This is a genomic window from Gemmatimonadota bacterium, assembly GCA_026705765.1.
In the GTDB taxonomy this organism is placed as follows: domain Bacteria; phylum Latescibacterota; class UBA2968; order UBA2968; family UBA2968; genus VXRD01.
In genome coordinates, this window is sequence record JAPPAB010000176.1 from 16,375 (window position 1) to 32,791 (window position 16,417).

Consider the following 16,417-nt stretch of genomic DNA (forward strand, 5'->3'; position numbering starts at 1 on the left):
TTCCTTGGGAAAAAGCTATTCTTTTAATGTTTCATTGAAAAAGTCAATTGTGCGTTGCCATGCCAATTTTGCCGCGGCTTCGTCATAGCGCGGTGTTGTGTCGTTGTGAAAGCCGTGGTTGGCGTTTTCGTATATATGAGCCGTGTAAGTTACGTCTGCTTCTTTGAGGGCGGCTTCATAAGCGGGCCAGCCCTGATTGATGCGTCTGTCCAGTTCGGCATAGTGGATGAGCAATGCGCCTTTTATTTTTGGTACGTCTTCGACAGCGGGTTGGCGGCCGTAAAAGGGGACTGCGGCGGAGATGATGTCGGGGATGCGGACGGCAAGGGTGTTTGACATGCCCCCGCCAAAGCAGAAGCCTACGACGCCGACTTTGCCGGTGCATTTTTCGTGTGTGTGTAGATAACGCGCAGAGGCGATAAAGTCTTCTGTCATTTTATTGCGGTCTATCTCGCGCTGCATGAGTCGGCCTTCGTCATCTGTGCCGGGATATCCGCCGAGGGGCGCGAGTGCGTCGGGGGCAAGAGCCAGAAAGCCTGCCGTTGCCACGCGCCGGGCAACGTCTTCTACGTAGGGATTTAAGCCGCGATTTTCGTGGATGACGACGACGCCTGGGACTTTGTCTTCTGCTTGTGCAGGGGCGACGAGGTATCCGCGCGTTTTTTCATGTCCTTCTGGCGACGGGTATTCTATGTATTCGGCGGTGATGCGTTCGTCGTCTGTGGCGATTTGCTGTGCAAGTGCGTAGTTGGGCTTCAGACTGTCTAATAGGGCGGCAGCGGTTACGCCGCCGACCGCGAATTTTGCAGCGCGGTTTAAGAAGCCCCGCCGGTCTGTTTGTCCGTGGACATATTCATCGTAGAGGTCGAGGAGTTCCTGGTCAAAGTCAGTTGCTCGTTGGCGTTTCATAATGGATTTCCTTTCTGTGATTTGGTTTATGCTGCGCCGACAGTCCCGCGAACGCCATCCCACTCGCGCCATATATCGGTGAATGCATCTACTCCAATTTCATTGATTTGTGTGTGTTTGGTCCTGAAGATTACGGCGTATCGAATGTCTGGCGAGGTGTTGGGACAGCCGGTGTGTACCATGGCGTGATGGGCAAAGATTACGTCGCCTGCTTCGCCAGTTACAAATACCGGACCTTCGGGTAGTTCGACATGGGGCATGTGGTCATTTAGTATTTGATGTCCGTGTTCTTTGAAGTAGTTTTCAAAGAAGTGATGCGATTTGGGCCATACGGTAAAGTTGCCGCCGTTGGGAACGGGGACATCGTCGAGATATACGACCGCGAAAGATGTAAAATTCCGGTTATAAGTTCCGTCTTCGCGCAATCCGCGCAACCGGTCGCCTACGGCTTTAATGCCGTCCAGGTGCCCGCCACTTCTGCCCCATCCAATTTTTTCCGTTAAGGTATCTTTTGGAAGACTGCCCGGTGGGCGCGGGAAATTGAGTTTGATACTTCCCGTCTGACTGCGCTGCAAATTGCCTTTTCCCAATGCGGATTCGAGGAGAGAGAAGGCGGGTGTTTCGTTGAACAGGTCCGTAATGACTGGTGTGGCGTTGATTTCGGGAAATGGGTTGGTATTTCCTTTGCCTATTTCGGCATTAATCGCCTGCCGCGCCGCATCTACCATGGCGCGGGGCACAGCGCCGGAGACTTTAAGATAGCCTTCTTCGTAGAAGAAGTGCTTTTGGCTTTCGGTTAGTTCCATTGCGATCTCCTCGCGTTCGCGTTTCAATTCACTTCGTCCAAAATTATACCACTTTCCAAAAAAAGCAACATTTTTACTTTAGTGGGAAAGCAGCTATCAGCTTTCAGTCCCCGCCCAGCCACCCAAAGGTAATACCTCGCTTGTTTTTCTGACTGCTGACCACTGACTACTGATAACGCTTGATAATTTTTTTGTTTCATGCCAAATTTCTTTTGATCGAGGAAATGGGAAGTGGGGAAAGCAGATTTATCACCTTAAGATTGCCCCAATTGGCACGGGGCGAAAGGAATGAAGATGTCCAGTTCTCAATCAGTTTATCGCGCTGCGGCTTTTGCCGATTTCAAGCCTGAGCTTTCGGCGCCCGGAGCTACGCCAGAGCGATTGGCACATCTGGAGGAGCACGGTTTTGTCATTATCAACGATTTTGCCGATAATCCTTGGATTCCCGTTCTCCGAGAGGCGGGTCGCCGCGTTACCGAGGCGTGCGCGCCAGAGAATGGGTACGATAAGATCGATTGCTCGAAGGGCTATGTACACCGCACGGGTAATGATGAGCCGTGGGCGATTCGGGGGCTTATCCATCCGGCTTTTGGAGAGCCGTGTTTTGCGGAGTTCCACGGTTCGCCAGATTTTCTGAGTTTTGTTCATTCGTGGTGTGGCGGGCTGGAGCCAGAAGATGTGGTGCTGGGTGGTTTGTTGCTGTGGTGCAATCCGCGGCAGAAAGAGAATAAGCTGAGTTGGCACCGGGATGTGACGTGGTGGGGTACGGGGGAGCGCTATTTTGCACAGCGGGATGAGCGGGGTAGTGATCCAGAGGCGTATTCCGAGGAGGTTGAGAGGAAGCGCTGGAAAGAGATCCGCGCAAATAATGCGAAGTCTCTTAAAGAGCGAAATGGCGTGAGTATGTTTTTGGCATTGGCGGACGATGAGTGTCACGAGCTTGTGCCGGGGAGCCACAATCGGTGGCGTACGCCGTTTGAGCACGATGTGCTTTTACCGAAGGCGGTGAAGGAGCAGGGGGTGCCGCATACGCCGAGTTGGAATGGCGAAGATCCATTGCCGGGTCAGGTGGCGATCCGGCTCAAGGCCGGGGAAGCGCTTATCCGAAATGGAACGACGATCCATACGGGGCACACGGTTCCGGATCGCGAGCGCAATACGTTGTCAATTGGTTGGTCGAGGTGGTCGGGACCATCTGAAGAGGAGCCATCTGTGAGCGATGTGCGGCATGCATGGCAACTCGATCCGGCTGTGCGAGAAGCACTGCCACACGAGTGGATGAAGACGGCGTGGGATCGCTGGGCCGAGAGAACGAAACTCGGGGATACGCTCGAGGACCGGTATCCGGGATTTGATATCAAGCGCGTCAAAGCTGGCGAGGTGATCGGTTGGCGCAGTGAACTGGAGCGGCAAGCGGCAGCGGCTGGCGAAGCGTGGGAGCGTTTCCAGACTTTGTCGTGAAGATTGTGCAATAGCAAAAAGCCCCCGGTGCTATTATAGCGTCGGGGGCTTTTTTTGTGCAAAGGCTGAGGAAGCGTTGAAGAACCCATCATATACTCTTTCGGAAATTGCTTACCTGTGTGGGTTCACATCTTTATCGACTTTTAGCAAGGTTTTCAAAGAGACGTATGGGGTTAGTCCGACCACATATCGAAAAAAGTAGCGACTGGAACAAATTTTTGCAGGTTAGGACAAACTTTCGGGCTTAAAACTATAAAGGCCATAATATTATCATTCATATTACAAAAAAGCCGCCGACAGACCCTGGCAAGTCGAGTGTCGGCAGTGAACAGTATTTGGTAGCAGAATTTTAATCATCTTTGCTCTCGAAAAATAAGACGTTCACCAAAATAGGACGAGTCCATGAGATTGTTTAAATTCTTATTGAAGAGACCTCCTGCGACAGGATGTGCATTCGGTATTTTATGCGTGATCTTGGTCCTTTCTATTGATAAACCACAGTCTGCACTCATACAGTGGACATCAAGTGATTCATTACCCTGGCGATCTGAGGCACCGGACTTTTCTTTTAAATCTGAAACCGGCGACCTGATTGATCTGAGTGCGTTTCGAGGGACAAACGTAGGGATTGTTTTTGTGTCATCTCGTTGTGCGTTCTCCCAGAATTTGAAGCAACAACTCATTGATCAGCATAGTAGTTCGGCTGAACGCCTTGTATTCATCAACGACTTCGACGAGCGCGAGGTTCCCGAAGAGACACAAAAGCTGGATGATACATTTCGAGCACGGTTTACGGTGGTAAAGGATACCACAGGAGAGACATTCCAAGCCTATAGGGTTCGGGGTGTGCCCCATATCTATTGGATAGATGAATTGGGAAAAATTAAAGATTCTGCTGGTGGTTTGTCCACCACGCTCAAGCTTATCCGTTGCTTTGCCGATATGCCATAAGTGAAGGAATACTGTTTTGGATTTGTTTTTCGACAGCACTTTTTGGGTGGAGTGGAGCATGCTTGCCGCAGTACTGGGTATTGGTCTCTGGGTCAGTCTGGTGGATATTTCCACCCGTCGTGTGCCAAATAAATGGACTTATAGCCTGTTGAGTATTGGCCTTCTTGGCCAAGGATTTATGCTCATTACAGAGGTTACGACACCCGCACGTTTAGCTGGTGTGTTCGGCATCAGTCTCGTCATTGCGATGGTGCTTATGGTGATCAGATTTTGGGGACCTGGCGATGGCAAGCTCTTTTGGGCCACTGCGCTGGCTCTACCCCCTTCATTATGTCCTACATTTCAGGTTTTTTCACTACAAAATGCAGGACCAGCTTTGCTCATCAATACTCTTGTTATCTATCTCCTCTTTAGCCTGTTTGCATCGCTCGTTTTTCGAAGAAATGAGGAAGAACCTCGTGTAAAGCAAAAAGAGATAGAGACTCCAATATTGCAGATTGCTGTTCGACTTATCGGCCTCTTGGGCCTGTTGCTGGGTACCAGCATATTGGTGATGAAACGACCATTCAACTATTTGGAAGCGCTGGCCATTTTGGTCATTGGATATCGTCTGTTTGACTTTCTCCTATCCCCTCGCCATTGGCCTTTGCTGACCTGGCCTGGGATTGGGGTGTTTGCTGTTCTCTGTTGGAGCCAGGATAATATTGTGATCTACGCAATTATTTGGGCAAATGTCGGGTTATTGGAATTGGCCTATAAGCGCGTACGTTCTTTTTTTCGCTACAGATTTGTACAATCAATTCCGATTGGAGCACTACAAATCGGCAATGTGCTGCGCCAATCGCTATACGTCAAGCATGAGGGAGAATCCCTGGAATTTGATTCTGATACTGAAGAAGAACCATTGCTCAAACGCGGGCAACCGCTCCTGACGAGAGATCTGCGTGCTTTGCGCAGACTCATCAATGAAAAAGTCTTAGCCTCAGAAGATCGCATTGAGATTGAACACACATTCCCATTTGTACCGTTCATCACCTTAGGAGCATTGCTGACCGCGCTTGTTGCAGGTCATATTGCAACACCGCTATCTCGATCACTTGGCCGCCTGGTCGCCAGGAGCCTTACGATTCTATAGTCTGGAATGCGACCATTTGATTTACACCAGGCGACCTTAATTAAAGGAGGGCTTACTTATGAACTGAGTTGATTTCGTGATATAAATTCATTATATCACATAGGGTTGAATTTGGGAAGTTTTTTTCGTCTAAAAAATCACAACGTAAAAGGAGTGTTATCATGGTAAAGTCGTTTTTCCTCAATGAAAGCGGTTTTGTGGCACCTTGGACCGCGTTGTCGTGGAGTTGGATTGTAGGCATTATGGGTGGAGCTTTCTCACTGTTGACGCCAGTGATTACAGCGTATGCCAACGCCGAGACTTGTATTACAGAGACTTGTTGGTATGGCGAGAGTGTAGAATGCTGTTGCGACCCACCCTGGGTCCCCGTCATACAATGTGGCGCTTATACTTATACCTGTGAATGCACTTAGTACTACAACGCGGAATTCTTTTTAAAAGCCGGAAAAGGATTTTTCGACTACGATACCTGTATATGACGCTGTCGGATTGGCGATTCGGAATTTGTTCAGACACAAGCAAGGAGTCAACCATGCGTTTTTCTTTTTTTAGAAGGTCATGGTTTGGTAGCTTTGTTTTTTTAGCGACAAAAGCGTGTTTTATCTGCAATGTCGAAGGACAAATATCCGAACCCGCACTTCAGAAAAGCTATGCTCACCGCGAGGACACCGCAGCGAGCCAACTCATTGGTGAAATCGCAGGTGCTGATTCGGCAGCGTTTTATCGGGATCTCCCACGCGCAAAAAAGGGAACATTCTTACACGCATTCTGGCAAGCACACAATCCGCTCGTACTCAAATACTACTATGGCTACCATCTCGATCAGCGCAGGTTTTCCGTATCAGATGCTTATTTTGAACAAAAAAAATTGCTCCCAAAAACCTATTGGGCAGGCGCTGTGCCACCCGATTCCACACAAGTTGTGGAGGCCGTACAAATTTGTACACGCCTCCTGACGCACAATCCCGAAGACGCGGTCGCCATGTGTGCGCTCGGCTATCTCAATCTGGAACAGAACAGGGAAAGCGAGGCAGAAAAACTATTTGTGCAGGCGCTCGAACATGACAAACGCCTATTCGAAGCCAGAAATGGCAGGGCACTATCACTTTTGCGGGTACCAAAACAGCGATGGCGCGCGAGAAAACTATTGCTGGAGGCAATGGCCTGGGACCGCAAATACAGCGCAGCCTATTACGGTTTGGCAATGTGCGATTTAATAATGAAAAGCGTAGAGGCAGAAAACAGCCTCAAAAGGTTGATCAAACGGTCTCCAGAATACTCAGACGCGTATTTTAAGCTGGGTGTTTTTTACGAAACCAGAGGCAAATTTGAAAAAGCCGAAGACGCTTATGACAAACAATTGGAAGCTGATCCCTCTCACATCACCGCGCAATTTCGCCTGGGCATCATAGCATTCAAAACCGGTCAACCCGCCCACGCGATCGAAATCCTGCAACCCGTCCTGAAAAAACGGCCAGACCTTCAAAGACCCGCTTTGCCAATGGTCTTTGAAGCCTATATCCAACTCAAAAATATGCCAATGGCAGAAGCGACCGCAGTCGCCTATCTGGATGGATTAGATGAGCACAATCGGTCCATGTTTGAGGATATCCGCATCGTCGCTTCTCCCGAAGAAATCCATGCCTTTAATGCCCTGCCAATCGAAGAGCGTGCGGCTTATATCAGAGCATTCTGGCAGCACCGCGATCCCACACCAGCAACCCCTGAAAACGAATGGTTGGTCGAACACATCCGCAGAATCATGTATGCGCGGCGGCATTTCTTTTCATCCCGCGGGCCCTGGGACCGCCGCGGTGAAATCTATATCCGGTATGGTCACCCGGCGCACTGGAGCCGGTCTGACAACATACGATTCGAGATTGATCCCGAAGTAGTACGCGTAAAAGAACGCTTGCTGATGTCGCTAACCGATGATGCGCGGAAAGAACTGGTCGCCAATATCCAGCGCATCCGAACATCGGTGAGGCAACCGGGAGAAGAAGTGGATCTCGAACCGGGCGTATTTGGAGGCACCGTTGAACTCACTGATTTTGAAAATGTTGACTACAGCCCCAGAGTAACACCGCGGGGAACTCCCCCCCAGATCGTCCGTGGGAGAATTACGAGCGACACGCCGTTATCCGACCGGGATGCGGGAATAGGCACAGATCATAGTCGCGGGTATCCACTCTTTCCCGTAGATGGGTATAAACCCTGGGAATATTGGATCTATCCAGAAGTCAACGGAGGCATCGAAATCGTATTCACATCGCTGGCAAGAGGTGGCGATTTCGACTATCCAATACCTTCATCCATACGCGCAGAAGCCAGAGACAATGCTGTGGTCTGGAACCGGCACAGGCCAGAAGATATCGTCAATCGCGCAGTCGCCCGCGAACCCTCGCGCTTTGATCTCCGCCGAGAAACCCTGGATTTCTATGCAGACATGGCGGATTTTCGCGGGGAACAGGGACAGACCCGTCTCGAAATTTATTACGGCTTGCCAGTTTCCGGACAGCCTGAAACAACGCAATTTGAACGTGGCCTCGCGCTTTTTGACACAACGTGGACCCCGATCTTTCAAAAAGTTGAACCCCTGTCCGATATATCTGACCAGACGGACAAAATCGTAGATCGACTGACCGTGAACATTCCCCCGGGCCGTTATTATCTGGGCGTTCAGGTACACGACACAGCGGGCAACAGGTTGGGTGTCCAAAAACAAGCCATTGACGTAGAATCCTATACAGGAGACGGATTGATGCTCAGCGACATAGAATTGGCAAACCGAATTGAAGAACAAGAAGCCGATTCTCTGAACATCATCCCCCAGCCCTCAAAATCTTTCTCCGCCGGGCAACCCGTCACGATTTATTACGAGATTTACGGATTAAAAAAAGATGCGTTTGGACAGACGCGCTACCAGATGCACTATCGGATTGCGCCAGCGCAGGGGCAGGCACCGGCTGTACGCGTATTGCAATCTGTGGGCAAACTACTGGGGGTCCTCAGCGAAAAAGAATTCACAGTTTCTTATGAACAGGTGGGCGAAACAGAATCTGAATTGAGCTATCTGGAGATTGATGTCACCGACTCCGCACAGGGCCTGTACGAATTGGTAGTGAAAATCTCGGACTTAAATGCAAACGTACAAGTTGCCAAATCCACCACCTTTCAGATCGTTGAGTAGAATCCCTGACACGGGCAAAGGGATTGGAGTCACTGTGACAGATGAGTTTGTCTTTTATTGCTACTCTTTGCCAAGATCAGAGATATATCTCGATATTTATGATCACAATTTGAATCTCGTTGAAATAGATGTCGGTATTGACGGTACGCTCATAGGAACGGATAAAGAAGTGTATCTCTACCTAAAAAGAAAAGTGGATGGTAGAGAAGAGCTGTTTCGGGCAAAATTCAATCCTGAAAGTCTGCGGGAAAATTCATGAAAATTTGTGTGATTACCTTCCAGTTTCCGCCAGAAGTCAAAGGCGGCGTTGGCACGGCGATTAATCGCATCACGCGGAACCTCGCAGCATCGGAGATAGGCATCCATGTAATTGCCCCTGGACCGCACGGGCCTGAAGACAGCTTTTCTTTTATTGTAGAAAATGGGGTCACAGTTCACCGTACATGCCCCAGTTTAGGCAATCACTTTGGCGATCCAACGCATTTGAGAAATATCGCAGATTATGTCGCCAGACTGCATGATCGAGAAAAATTCGACCTTTTCCATGGCGTCTTTGTGTTTCCCGCCGGACACCTTGCGACTTTGTTATCAAAAGATATGGGGGTGCCATCTGTTATCAGTATCCGGGGCAGTGATATTGAATTGCACCGCTATCATTGGGGATTATTTGGCGCAGTAAAATGGACATTGGAAAATGCCGCTTTTGTCACCTCAGTCGCGGGAACACTCCTCGAGAAGGCTTCTTCTTTTGCACAGATATGCAAGAAGAAAGTGATAAAAAACGCTTTTGATCCGAATTTATTTTCCAAGCAAAATATTGAGGAACTCGTCAAAACGCGAGGTGGTTTACGCGGCCAGATTTTTGTGAAAAAGCTGAAGAACGAAAAAGAAAAAGGCAAATTGGTCGTCGGGACAACCGGTATCATAAGACCGGGAAAAAGCGGTTTTTCTATTCTCTTTCAGGCATTCGAAGACTTTCATAGACAATATCCCGAAAGTCATCTTTTGCTCATAGGTGATTTTGCAGACTCTGAACTAAAGAAGACATGGTTACAACAATTCAGGAAACGCAAGTTGATCCGCCATATTTCTATCACAGGCCGTGTACCGCACAGTGAAGTGCTTGCATGGATGCGTCAGGTAGATGTATTCGTATTGCCATCTTTATATGAAGGATCGCCGAATGCGGTTTTGGAAGCTATGGCATGTCAAAGACCAATTATCTCTTCTGCCGTTGACGGTGTCCTGGAAATCGTCGAAGATGGGCAAGATGGCATGCTTTTTCCTTCTCAGCGAAGTGACATTTTGTGCGAAAAATTGATGTGTCTCGCGGACGACCACAATTTAAGAAAAAGACTGGGAATAGCTGCTGAGCACAAGATTCGAGAGCAATTTTCTCCCGAGAAGGAAACAGAAATCTGGAGAGATATATACAGACGAGTTATAGATGAATACAAACTTGAATCTCAAACTTCCAACGTGATCCATGATAAAGACTGAAAATCGAATCCCCATACTACTTGGTGCACTACTTGGCATTTTGCTGTTGTTGGCTGCCGGCTTGCTGATGCTATATAACAAACGCGCTATGCCGGTTGCTGGACTACCAGAGGTCCCATCAAAACAAGATATTGCGTCACGTCTTGAAGCCTTCAACGCCGCTTGGACAGACGTCAAAATGCAAGAGATCTTTGTTGCTCGGCCAGAACCGCGTTCTGGTGTACTTGTTGTTTATTCGATCCATAATAACGAACAAAAAACTTTCTATTTGGCAGCAGTGCGTCACGATATTAGCTGTACGACTTGTAGAGACCTTTTGTTGGGCGTTCTGCTTGATCCAAATACAAACAAAATTTTGGGGATTCTTCCCCTCTCGCCCTGGGAATTGGAGACTGGAAATTATGATCCCACAGTCTTTTTATCGCAATTCAAAGGCCAGATACTCGAGGCTTCCCAGTGGAAAACCAAAGATATTGACGGCATTTCAGGTGCAACCTACTCTGTCCAGGCAACCCTCACCCAATTGCGTGAATTGAATCGCTGGATTCAGAACTCGCAGCAATCACCCAATTAAGGAATGCAAAAGATGGTAGATAATACTCAACCGCAAAATGTGAGCGGACGCTTGATACTTCTGATGTCGCTTGGCTGTGGCTTGTTGGTCGCCCTGTGTATTTCTGTAGGGGTTAGACTCGTGGCTGGACACCCACCTGGCATACTTGTGAATCCTTTGGCTGAGTTAATTGGCGAACCGGTGCCCGATTTTGAAGTTGCCAGTCTCAATGAAGACCGTCAAATTTTTTCCGATGCAATGGGCAATTCGCCTTATATCCTCTATTTTACAGCGTCCGATTGTCGTGCCTGTGATGAAACCTATCCCGTGTTAAAGGCGGCCTCGGCAAGTCTGCCAGCATTTGTCATTGGTGTGGGACATCAACAGACTTTGGCCAGAAAACTCAAAAACCACGAAATTGTTGCAACTGTGGGGTTCGATAGTTCAAGGGCTATATTAAAAACCTGTGGTATTTCTGGTGTTCCAACCGCTTTACTTGTCAATGAAGAGGGTATCATCCGGAAAGCTGCGATGGGTAAACCCAATATTGCCCGCATGTTTGCTTCAGAGTTAGAATTGCAATAGCATTTTTGGAAATGTGTAACTCAAGTCGCTATCAAGAAGCCCCCGGTGCGGTTATGGCATCGGGGGCTTTTTGTTTATGATGTGTAAATATTCTCCATCTGATAGGCGTCGAGAGACAGGAGTTCGCTGTCCTGTCCCTGTGGTCGCAGGGAGACGCCCGTGCTGTCTTCGCGTCCGGGATAGACGCGCAATGCCACGCATTGTTTGCCGTTTACAAATACTTCTACGACGCTTTTATCGATAAATACGCGCAATTTTAAGGTTTCGTCCGGCTCGATATGGACCGAAGCGGTTTCGGGCGCGCGGGTGCGCACGTCGGGTAGAGTGGAGGAACACGATGAGTCGATTGTGATCAGGCTTTTCTGTGTGTTGAGCGCTCGATTTCTGAGCCCGCGATCTTTGAAGAACATGATGCGCGTGACTTCTTCTTTGTTGGGTGACCGCAATACGTCCATCTCGACCATAGGCGCATTTTTGGTATCGATTTCAGCGACGATCTCCATTGCATTGCCCTGAATATTGTCGAGGACGATCTCGCTATTGGCAGCGAGTGTCATGCGTCCTACGTGCTGGTGATCGCGGCGCAGGGATTCTATGTCGCCCGCTGGTTCTATGCGTATATCTTCTTCGTCGATGAGGGTCATTTTGCGGGGCAGGGTCATGATCTGGTTCCAATTTTCTGTCGGCTTGCCCGGGTTCATGTTGAAGATGACGATGATATTGCCATTGCCATCCGGGGTTGCCGAAGGCGCGTGTACACCACAGGGAGCGGAGGGTCCGAAATTGCATTTGTCGTGCGCTGTTACCACAAATTTGTCGCGTTCTTTGTCGTAGTCGCCCAGGAGATATTGCCCTCCGCTTATGTGGCTGTAAAAGAGTAAGATATGGCGATCGCCAATGGGCCAGAAGTAGGGGCAGGCGCCGTCGTCGCCAACGATTGTGAAGAGGTCGTCTTCGACAAATGGATGTAAATACGTCCAGTTCGCCAGGTCGGGTGAGCGGAGCAAGAAGTTTGCGCGCTTGGGTTTGCCGCCCGGTCCGGGCAGGGTGCCGCCCGAGAGGGAGTAGTAAAAGTCGCCTTTTTTCCAGATGCACGGATCAAATACCCGATAGGGCGGGGTGGAGCCATCGGGATTTTTCATGGGGATTACGGCTTGTCCGGTCACTTTTTCCCAGTTCAAGAGCAGGGGGTCGCTGGATACGGCGACCATGTTGCCTACCATGGTGCCGTGATACATGGCGATGACGCGGTCGTCTTCTACGAGTGTTGAGCCGGAAAAACAGCAGCGTTCGGGATTGGGATAGATCGCATAGGGCAGGTCTTCCCAGTGGATTAAGTCGTCGCTGATGGCGTGTCCCCAGTGTTGACGCGGATCTTCGGGGGGATATGCCTGGTAAAACAGATGCCATCGTCCCTGCCAGAAGCAGATCCCATTGGGGTCGTTGAGTGTGTGTTCTGGATTTACGTAGTGGTAGATGGGTCTGTGGGGGTCGCCTTCATAACTTTTTCGCGCTTCATGCATCCGCTGTAATAGCGGATTTGTGGCGAGGGCTTCGCGCTGTTCTTCGAGTGTGTTTGGAAATGTGTAGTGCGGTACGAGTGATGTGTAATCTGGTGTGTCGCTCATGGTGCTTTGTCCTTTCTGTTTTAGGGAATTCTCATGGCTTCCAATTCGGGGTGTGCGTCCCAGTGCGCCCGGATGCGCTGCCCCCAGTTGTCGATTTGACGGGTGGGTCGCTCGTGTGTGATTTGCCGCCGTTCCAATCCCGCTTCAAATTTCAGTAGTGCCTGACGGCATTGTATCACTAATGCGCGTTTGTTTTCTTCATGGGCGAGATTTTGCGTTTCTCCCGGGTCGTTCTTGAGGTCAAAAATTTGTTCGAGGCCGATGCGTTCGGGGTCGGGTCCGGGTGGGAGGAGGTCTTTTTCATTTCCGTAGGGAATATACTCACAGACGTATTTATAACGGTCGAAAAGCAGGGCGCGTCCCCAGTAGTTGCTTTCGACAAAGCCAAAGTCGCGCCAGGGTATGTCCCGACCTTCGACGAGGGGGCGCACGCTCATTCCACGCGCATGTTCGGGTGGTTCGATTCCGGCGTAGTCGCATACGGTGGGGAGGAGATCGACACCGGAGACAAAGTGTTTGTGATCATATGCGCCTTTGGGGATGTTCAGGTTGTGTCCGAGGGATGAGACGATAAAGGGTACGCGAATGCTGGCTTCGTAGAGGGAGAATTTCTGAAACATCTGATGCTGTCCAAAGGCTTCGCCGTGATCTACGCTGAAGATGATTGCGGTGTTGTCCGCGAGGCTGCTTTGTTCAAGGGCGGTTAAGATCAGGCCGATTTCACCATCTACTTTTTCTACAAAGCGGTGGTGATGCCATATAAATGTTCTCCATTGGCGTTCGTCCCATGTTTTCATGGCGCGCAAGATGGGCCAGTGGATCAGGCATTCGTCTATGCGCCTGCATACGCGGTGCAGGACGGTTTCGCGCGTGTCGTAATTGAAATTGTCAGGGAGAGGGGGTAAGTCCTTTTCGGTGAGCATGCCCCGGCGCACAGCGTCGGGCATTTCTTTTGTTTCAAAGTTGTGGCCGTATTCGCAGATGTCGTGCGGGTTGACGTACCAGACTTGCAGATAAAATGGGTCGGTTTTGTCATACGTGGTTAAAAAATCTACGACGGCATGGGTCATTGCCGCGTCGTAGTATTCGCCGCCGCCTGCGCCGATTCGCTGTTGGCCGTAGTAGAGGACGTCGAAGCTGTCATATACGTTTCGGCCATCTACGTGCCATTTGCCGCAGTGGATTGCGCGGTAGTCGCTTTGTTGTAATATCTGACCGAGGTCGGGTATGTCTTCGTGCAGATGGCCGCCGTTGAATGGGGTGCCGGCTTCTGAGGTGTATCGCCCAGTCATCCAGCTCGCCCGCGCAGGAGCGCAGACGGGGTCGCTGCTATAAGACCGCATGAATGAGATGCCGTTGTTGTGCAGGCGGTCGATGTGCGGCGTTTTTACATGTGTGTTGCCGTATGCAGATATGACGTCCCAGGTGTGCTGGTCGGTGTTGATGAACAGGATATTGGGGCGGTCGCTCATGCGGCGTCTCCTGTTAGTACGAAGGTCTGGAATGTGGTTGATGCGATGATGACCTGTTTTTGTTGATCCAGCCACCAGTACGAGGGTAGCATGCCCGCGCCATAGACGAAGAAGCCGGAGAGTTTCAGGGTTCTGTTGCCGAGTGGTAGAGTACAGTCTTCCATGTAGCCGATGTGTGCGGGTGTGCGGATTTTTTCGAGGTCTTCCAATATGGTGAGGGAGATTTTTTTGCCGGAAGATTTTAACTGGTGTGCGAGTTTTGGGATGACGTCAAATAGTGTCCAGTTGCAGGTGATGGGGTGGGTGTTTTCGAGATGACCGATGGGTAAGGTTGTGTTGTTGACGACGAGTGTGATTCCCTGTGATGTGATGCGTCCTTCACAGGTGAATTGGCGGTATTTATCTCCTGCACCATTGGTCGCTGTTACGCGCCAGGTGTCCCGCAGGGTGCGGAGGTTGTCGTCCGCACAATGGAAGTCGAGGTGCAGATTTTCGCCGCTTGTGGTGTTGAGAAATTGAATGTCGTAATGCCAGTTTTGCGATGGTTCGCGCTTTCGGTTGATTATTACTTCGCCAATTGTCAGGTCGCGCATGGGTTCTCCACCTGATCGACCTTTGTATCCTTTCCAGTAGTTTGGGAGGACGGTGTATTTTTTTTCGGATGCTGGCGTAGTGTTTCTATTCAGTATTTCGGTCAACTGTTTGCCAAAGTGGGGGGTCTGACTTCTGCCATCGTACTGAAATGTCCAATGTATGTGGTCGGATGTCATTGGATGCCTCAATCAGACACTGGCGTGATTTTTAAGACGATCGCGTGGTCGCATGGTTTTTCTGCGGGGAGTTGGACTTTTAAGCCGCGCATTGTTTGCGACCATTTTAACGTTCCTGCTCCCAGTAGTTCGACTTTGTCGATTGGTTTGGTTAGCAGACGTAGGGAAGAGCCGAGCGATTGGATCGTTACTTCATTTTTTTCGGGTATTGCCAATACGGTTGCGTAGAGGATATCCCCTCGCGTGGTGAAGCGGATGTCGCGTTCGCTAAACATCTGTCGCTTTGTATCGGTGAATGAACCTGTTGTGACTTCTGTGGGACCTTCGCCAAATACTTTCCAGGGGCGCGAGTCGTAGATCGCTTCGCCGTTTGTGTTTAGCCATTTGCCGATTGCGAGCAATAGGGCCTCTTCTTCTTCGGGGATGGTGCCATCGGCACGGGGGCCTACGTTGAGCAAGAGTGCGCCGTTTTTGCTTACGATATCTATCAGGTCGCCGATGAGTTGCGAGGCGCTTTTGTATCCCCGTTCTTCTTCGATATATCCCCAGGATTTTCTCGCCACACAGGTGTCGGTTTGCCAGAAGTGCGGGTTGATGTCGTCTAATTGTCCGCGCTCAATGTCGTAAACTGCGGCTTCTGGGGGAAAGGTGCTGTGTTTGTAATTGATCGCTACGCCGCGATCCCATTCGGCTCCGCGGTTGTAATAGTAGGCTGCAAAACGCTGTACGTAAGACGCGAAAGCGGGTTCTTGTATCCACCAGTCAAACCACACGATTTGCGGGTGGTATTTATCGACGAGTTCGCAGGTGCGCGCGAGCCAGTCGTCTAAGAATTCTTCGTTGGGCTGGCTGTCTCTCGGTTGCGCGGGTCCGTATAAGCCCGCGTATTGTCCGTCCTGTACGTCGGAGTCAAATTGCATCCCGCCATCCATGAACCACCAGTGTTCTGCGCGGTGGGTCGATAGGCCGAATACCAGCCATTGTTTGCGTACGGCTTCGGCGAGTTCGCCAATGAGATCGCGTTTGGGCCCCATTTTGCTCGCGCACCAGTCCGATAGGTCGGTGTCGTACATGGCAAATCCATCGTGATGCTCGGCTACGGGGACGACAAAGCGGGCACCAGCTTTGCGGAATAGGTCTGCCCAGTGGTCAGGGTCGTATTTTTCCGCTTTGAACATGGGGATGAAGTCTTTGTATCCAAATTTGCTGTGTTCGCCATAGGTCGCTACATGGTGCGCGAATTCTCTGGCGCCTTGTTGATACATGTTGCGGGGGTACCATTCGCTTCCAAATGCGGGGACCGCATACACGCCCCAGTGGATGAAGATGCCAAATTTGTCGTTCTGATACCAGTCGGGGACGCGATAATTTGAGAGTGAGTCCCAGTTCGGTTTAAAAGGTCCTTCGGGTAGTTGTATTGCCATGGTTTCTCCTGTGGATGATTGGTGGGACGGCAG

The 16,417-nt window shown here is 50.1% G+C and carries 15 protein-coding genes; 8 read left to right on the forward strand and 7 right to left on the reverse strand.

The window, feature by feature from the left end; translation table 11 throughout:
* Nucleotides 1-15: 15 nt before the first annotated feature.
* The 3 genes from OXH16_22465 to OXH16_22475 are packed head-to-tail and all read right to left on the reverse strand — an operon-like array spanning nucleotide 16 to nucleotide 1,915.
* On the reverse strand, nucleotides 16-909 hold the full coding sequence (locus OXH16_22465) for a dienelactone hydrolase family protein (protein ID MCY3684169.1): 894 nt from the start codon (nucleotides 907-909) through the stop codon (nucleotides 16-18).
* A 26-nt stretch (nucleotides 910-935) separates the two neighbouring features.
* Entirely contained in the window at nucleotides 936-1,715 is a 780-nt protein-coding gene (locus tag OXH16_22470; GenBank protein MCY3684170.1) for a phytanoyl-CoA dioxygenase family protein, read from the reverse strand.
* A 23-nt stretch (nucleotides 1,716-1,738) separates the two neighbouring features.
* Nucleotides 1,739-1,915 (reverse strand): hypothetical protein, encoded by a 177-nt coding sequence (locus OXH16_22475; protein MCY3684171.1) that lies wholly within the window; start codon nucleotides 1,913-1,915, stop codon nucleotides 1,739-1,741.
* A gap of 94 nt (nucleotides 1,916-2,009) precedes the next feature.
* Between OXH16_22475 and OXH16_22480 the strand changes: the two genes are divergently transcribed.
* The 8 genes from OXH16_22480 (at nucleotide 2,010) to OXH16_22515 (ending at nucleotide 11,090) form a co-directional block, all read left to right on the forward strand.
* On the forward strand, nucleotides 2,010-3,176 hold the full coding sequence (locus OXH16_22480; GenBank protein ID MCY3684172.1) for a hypothetical protein: 1,167 nt from the start codon (nucleotides 2,010-2,012) through the stop codon (nucleotides 3,174-3,176).
* A 402-nt stretch (nucleotides 3,177-3,578) separates the two neighbouring features.
* On the forward strand, nucleotides 3,579-4,127 hold the full coding sequence (locus tag OXH16_22485; GenBank protein MCY3684173.1) for a redoxin domain-containing protein: 549 nt from the start codon (nucleotides 3,579-3,581) through the stop codon (nucleotides 4,125-4,127).
* A 58-nt stretch (nucleotides 4,128-4,185) separates the two neighbouring features.
* Entirely contained in the window at nucleotides 4,186-5,262 is a 1,077-nt protein-coding gene (locus OXH16_22490) for a hypothetical protein (GenBank protein ID MCY3684174.1), read from the forward strand.
* Nucleotides 5,263-5,794: 532 nt separating this feature from the next.
* A complete protein-coding gene (locus tag OXH16_22495; protein MCY3684175.1) occupies nucleotides 5,795-8,452 on the forward strand; it encodes a GWxTD domain-containing protein in 2,658 nt (885 codons plus the stop codon).
* 34 nt (nucleotides 8,453-8,486) lie between these two features.
* On the forward strand, nucleotides 8,487-8,711 hold the full coding sequence (locus tag OXH16_22500) for a hypothetical protein (GenBank protein ID MCY3684176.1): 225 nt from the start codon (nucleotides 8,487-8,489) through the stop codon (nucleotides 8,709-8,711).
* Nucleotides 8,708-9,952: a glycosyltransferase gene (locus OXH16_22505; protein ID MCY3684177.1), complete on the forward strand. Its 1,245-nt coding sequence runs from the start codon at nucleotides 8,708-8,710 to the stop codon at nucleotides 9,950-9,952. The genes OXH16_22500 and OXH16_22505 overlap by 4 nt, the downstream gene beginning before the upstream one ends.
* On the forward strand, nucleotides 9,939-10,526 hold the full coding sequence (locus tag OXH16_22510) for an FMN-binding protein (protein ID MCY3684178.1): 588 nt from the start codon (nucleotides 9,939-9,941) through the stop codon (nucleotides 10,524-10,526). The genes OXH16_22505 and OXH16_22510 overlap by 14 nt, the downstream gene beginning before the upstream one ends.
* 12 nt (nucleotides 10,527-10,538) lie before the next feature.
* Nucleotides 10,539-11,090, forward strand: a complete 552-nt coding sequence (locus OXH16_22515; protein ID MCY3684179.1) for a TlpA disulfide reductase family protein — start codon at nucleotides 10,539-10,541, stop codon at nucleotides 11,088-11,090.
* Nucleotides 11,091-11,164: 74 nt separating this feature from the next.
* Here OXH16_22515 and OXH16_22520 read toward each other — a convergent pair whose 3' ends face one another.
* Genes OXH16_22520 through OXH16_22535 form a run of 4 tightly spaced genes read right to left on the reverse strand, consistent with a single transcriptional unit; the run spans nucleotide 11,165 to nucleotide 16,384 of the window.
* Nucleotides 11,165-12,718 (reverse strand): glycoside hydrolase family 32 protein, encoded by a 1,554-nt coding sequence (locus tag OXH16_22520; GenBank protein ID MCY3684180.1) that lies wholly within the window; start codon nucleotides 12,716-12,718, stop codon nucleotides 11,165-11,167.
* Between the two features lie 20 nt (nucleotides 12,719-12,738).
* Nucleotides 12,739-14,190 carry a sulfatase-like hydrolase/transferase gene (locus OXH16_22525; protein MCY3684181.1) on the reverse strand — a complete coding sequence of 484 codons (1,452 nt, stop codon included), beginning with the start codon at nucleotides 14,188-14,190 and terminating at the stop codon, nucleotides 12,739-12,741.
* Complete coding sequence (locus tag OXH16_22530; protein ID MCY3684182.1) at nucleotides 14,187-14,960, reverse strand: hypothetical protein; 774 nt, start codon at nucleotides 14,958-14,960, stop codon at nucleotides 14,187-14,189. Before OXH16_22530 ends, OXH16_22525 begins: the two co-directional genes overlap by 4 nt.
* An 8-nt stretch (nucleotides 14,961-14,968) precedes the next feature.
* Nucleotides 14,969-16,384: an alpha-L-fucosidase gene (locus OXH16_22535; GenBank protein ID MCY3684183.1), complete on the reverse strand. Its 1,416-nt coding sequence runs from the start codon at nucleotides 16,382-16,384 to the stop codon at nucleotides 14,969-14,971.
* Between the last annotated feature and the right edge of the window lie 33 nt (nucleotides 16,385-16,417).

Bases quoted from the DNA above. Each gene is read 5' to 3' on its own strand.
- OXH16_22465 (MCY3684169.1), bottom strand. From the start codon at position 909: ATGAAACGCCAACGAGCAACTGACTTTGACCAGGAACTCCTCGACCTC.
- OXH16_22470 (MCY3684170.1), bottom strand. From the start codon at position 1,715: ATGGAACTAACCGAAAGCCAAAAGCACTTCTTCTACGAAGAAGGCTAT.
- OXH16_22475 (MCY3684171.1), bottom strand. From the start codon at position 1,915: ATGAAACAAAAAAATTATCAAGCGTTATCAGTAGTCAGTGGTCAGCAG.
- OXH16_22480 (MCY3684172.1), top strand. From the start codon at position 2,010: ATGTCCAGTTCTCAATCAGTTTATCGCGCTGCGGCTTTTGCCGATTTC.
- OXH16_22485 (MCY3684173.1), top strand. From the start codon at position 3,579: ATGAGATTGTTTAAATTCTTATTGAAGAGACCTCCTGCGACAGGATGT.
- OXH16_22490 (MCY3684174.1), top strand. From the start codon at position 4,186: ATGCTTGCCGCAGTACTGGGTATTGGTCTCTGGGTCAGTCTGGTGGAT.
- OXH16_22495 (MCY3684175.1), top strand. From the start codon at position 5,795: ATGCGTTTTTCTTTTTTTAGAAGGTCATGGTTTGGTAGCTTTGTTTTT.
- OXH16_22505 (MCY3684177.1), top strand. From the start codon at position 8,708: ATGAAAATTTGTGTGATTACCTTCCAGTTTCCGCCAGAAGTCAAAGGC.
- OXH16_22510 (MCY3684178.1), top strand. From the start codon at position 9,939: ATGATAAAGACTGAAAATCGAATCCCCATACTACTTGGTGCACTACTT.
- OXH16_22515 (MCY3684179.1), top strand. From the start codon at position 10,539: ATGGTAGATAATACTCAACCGCAAAATGTGAGCGGACGCTTGATACTT.
- OXH16_22520 (MCY3684180.1), bottom strand. From the start codon at position 12,718: ATGAGCGACACACCAGATTACACATCACTCGTACCGCACTACACATTT.
- OXH16_22525 (MCY3684181.1), bottom strand. From the start codon at position 14,190: ATGAGCGACCGCCCCAATATCCTGTTCATCAACACCGACCAGCACACC.
- OXH16_22530 (MCY3684182.1), bottom strand. From the start codon at position 14,960: ATGACATCCGACCACATACATTGGACATTTCAGTACGATGGCAGAAGT.
- OXH16_22535 (MCY3684183.1), bottom strand. From the start codon at position 16,384: ATGGCAATACAACTACCCGAAGGACCTTTTAAACCGAACTGGGACTCA.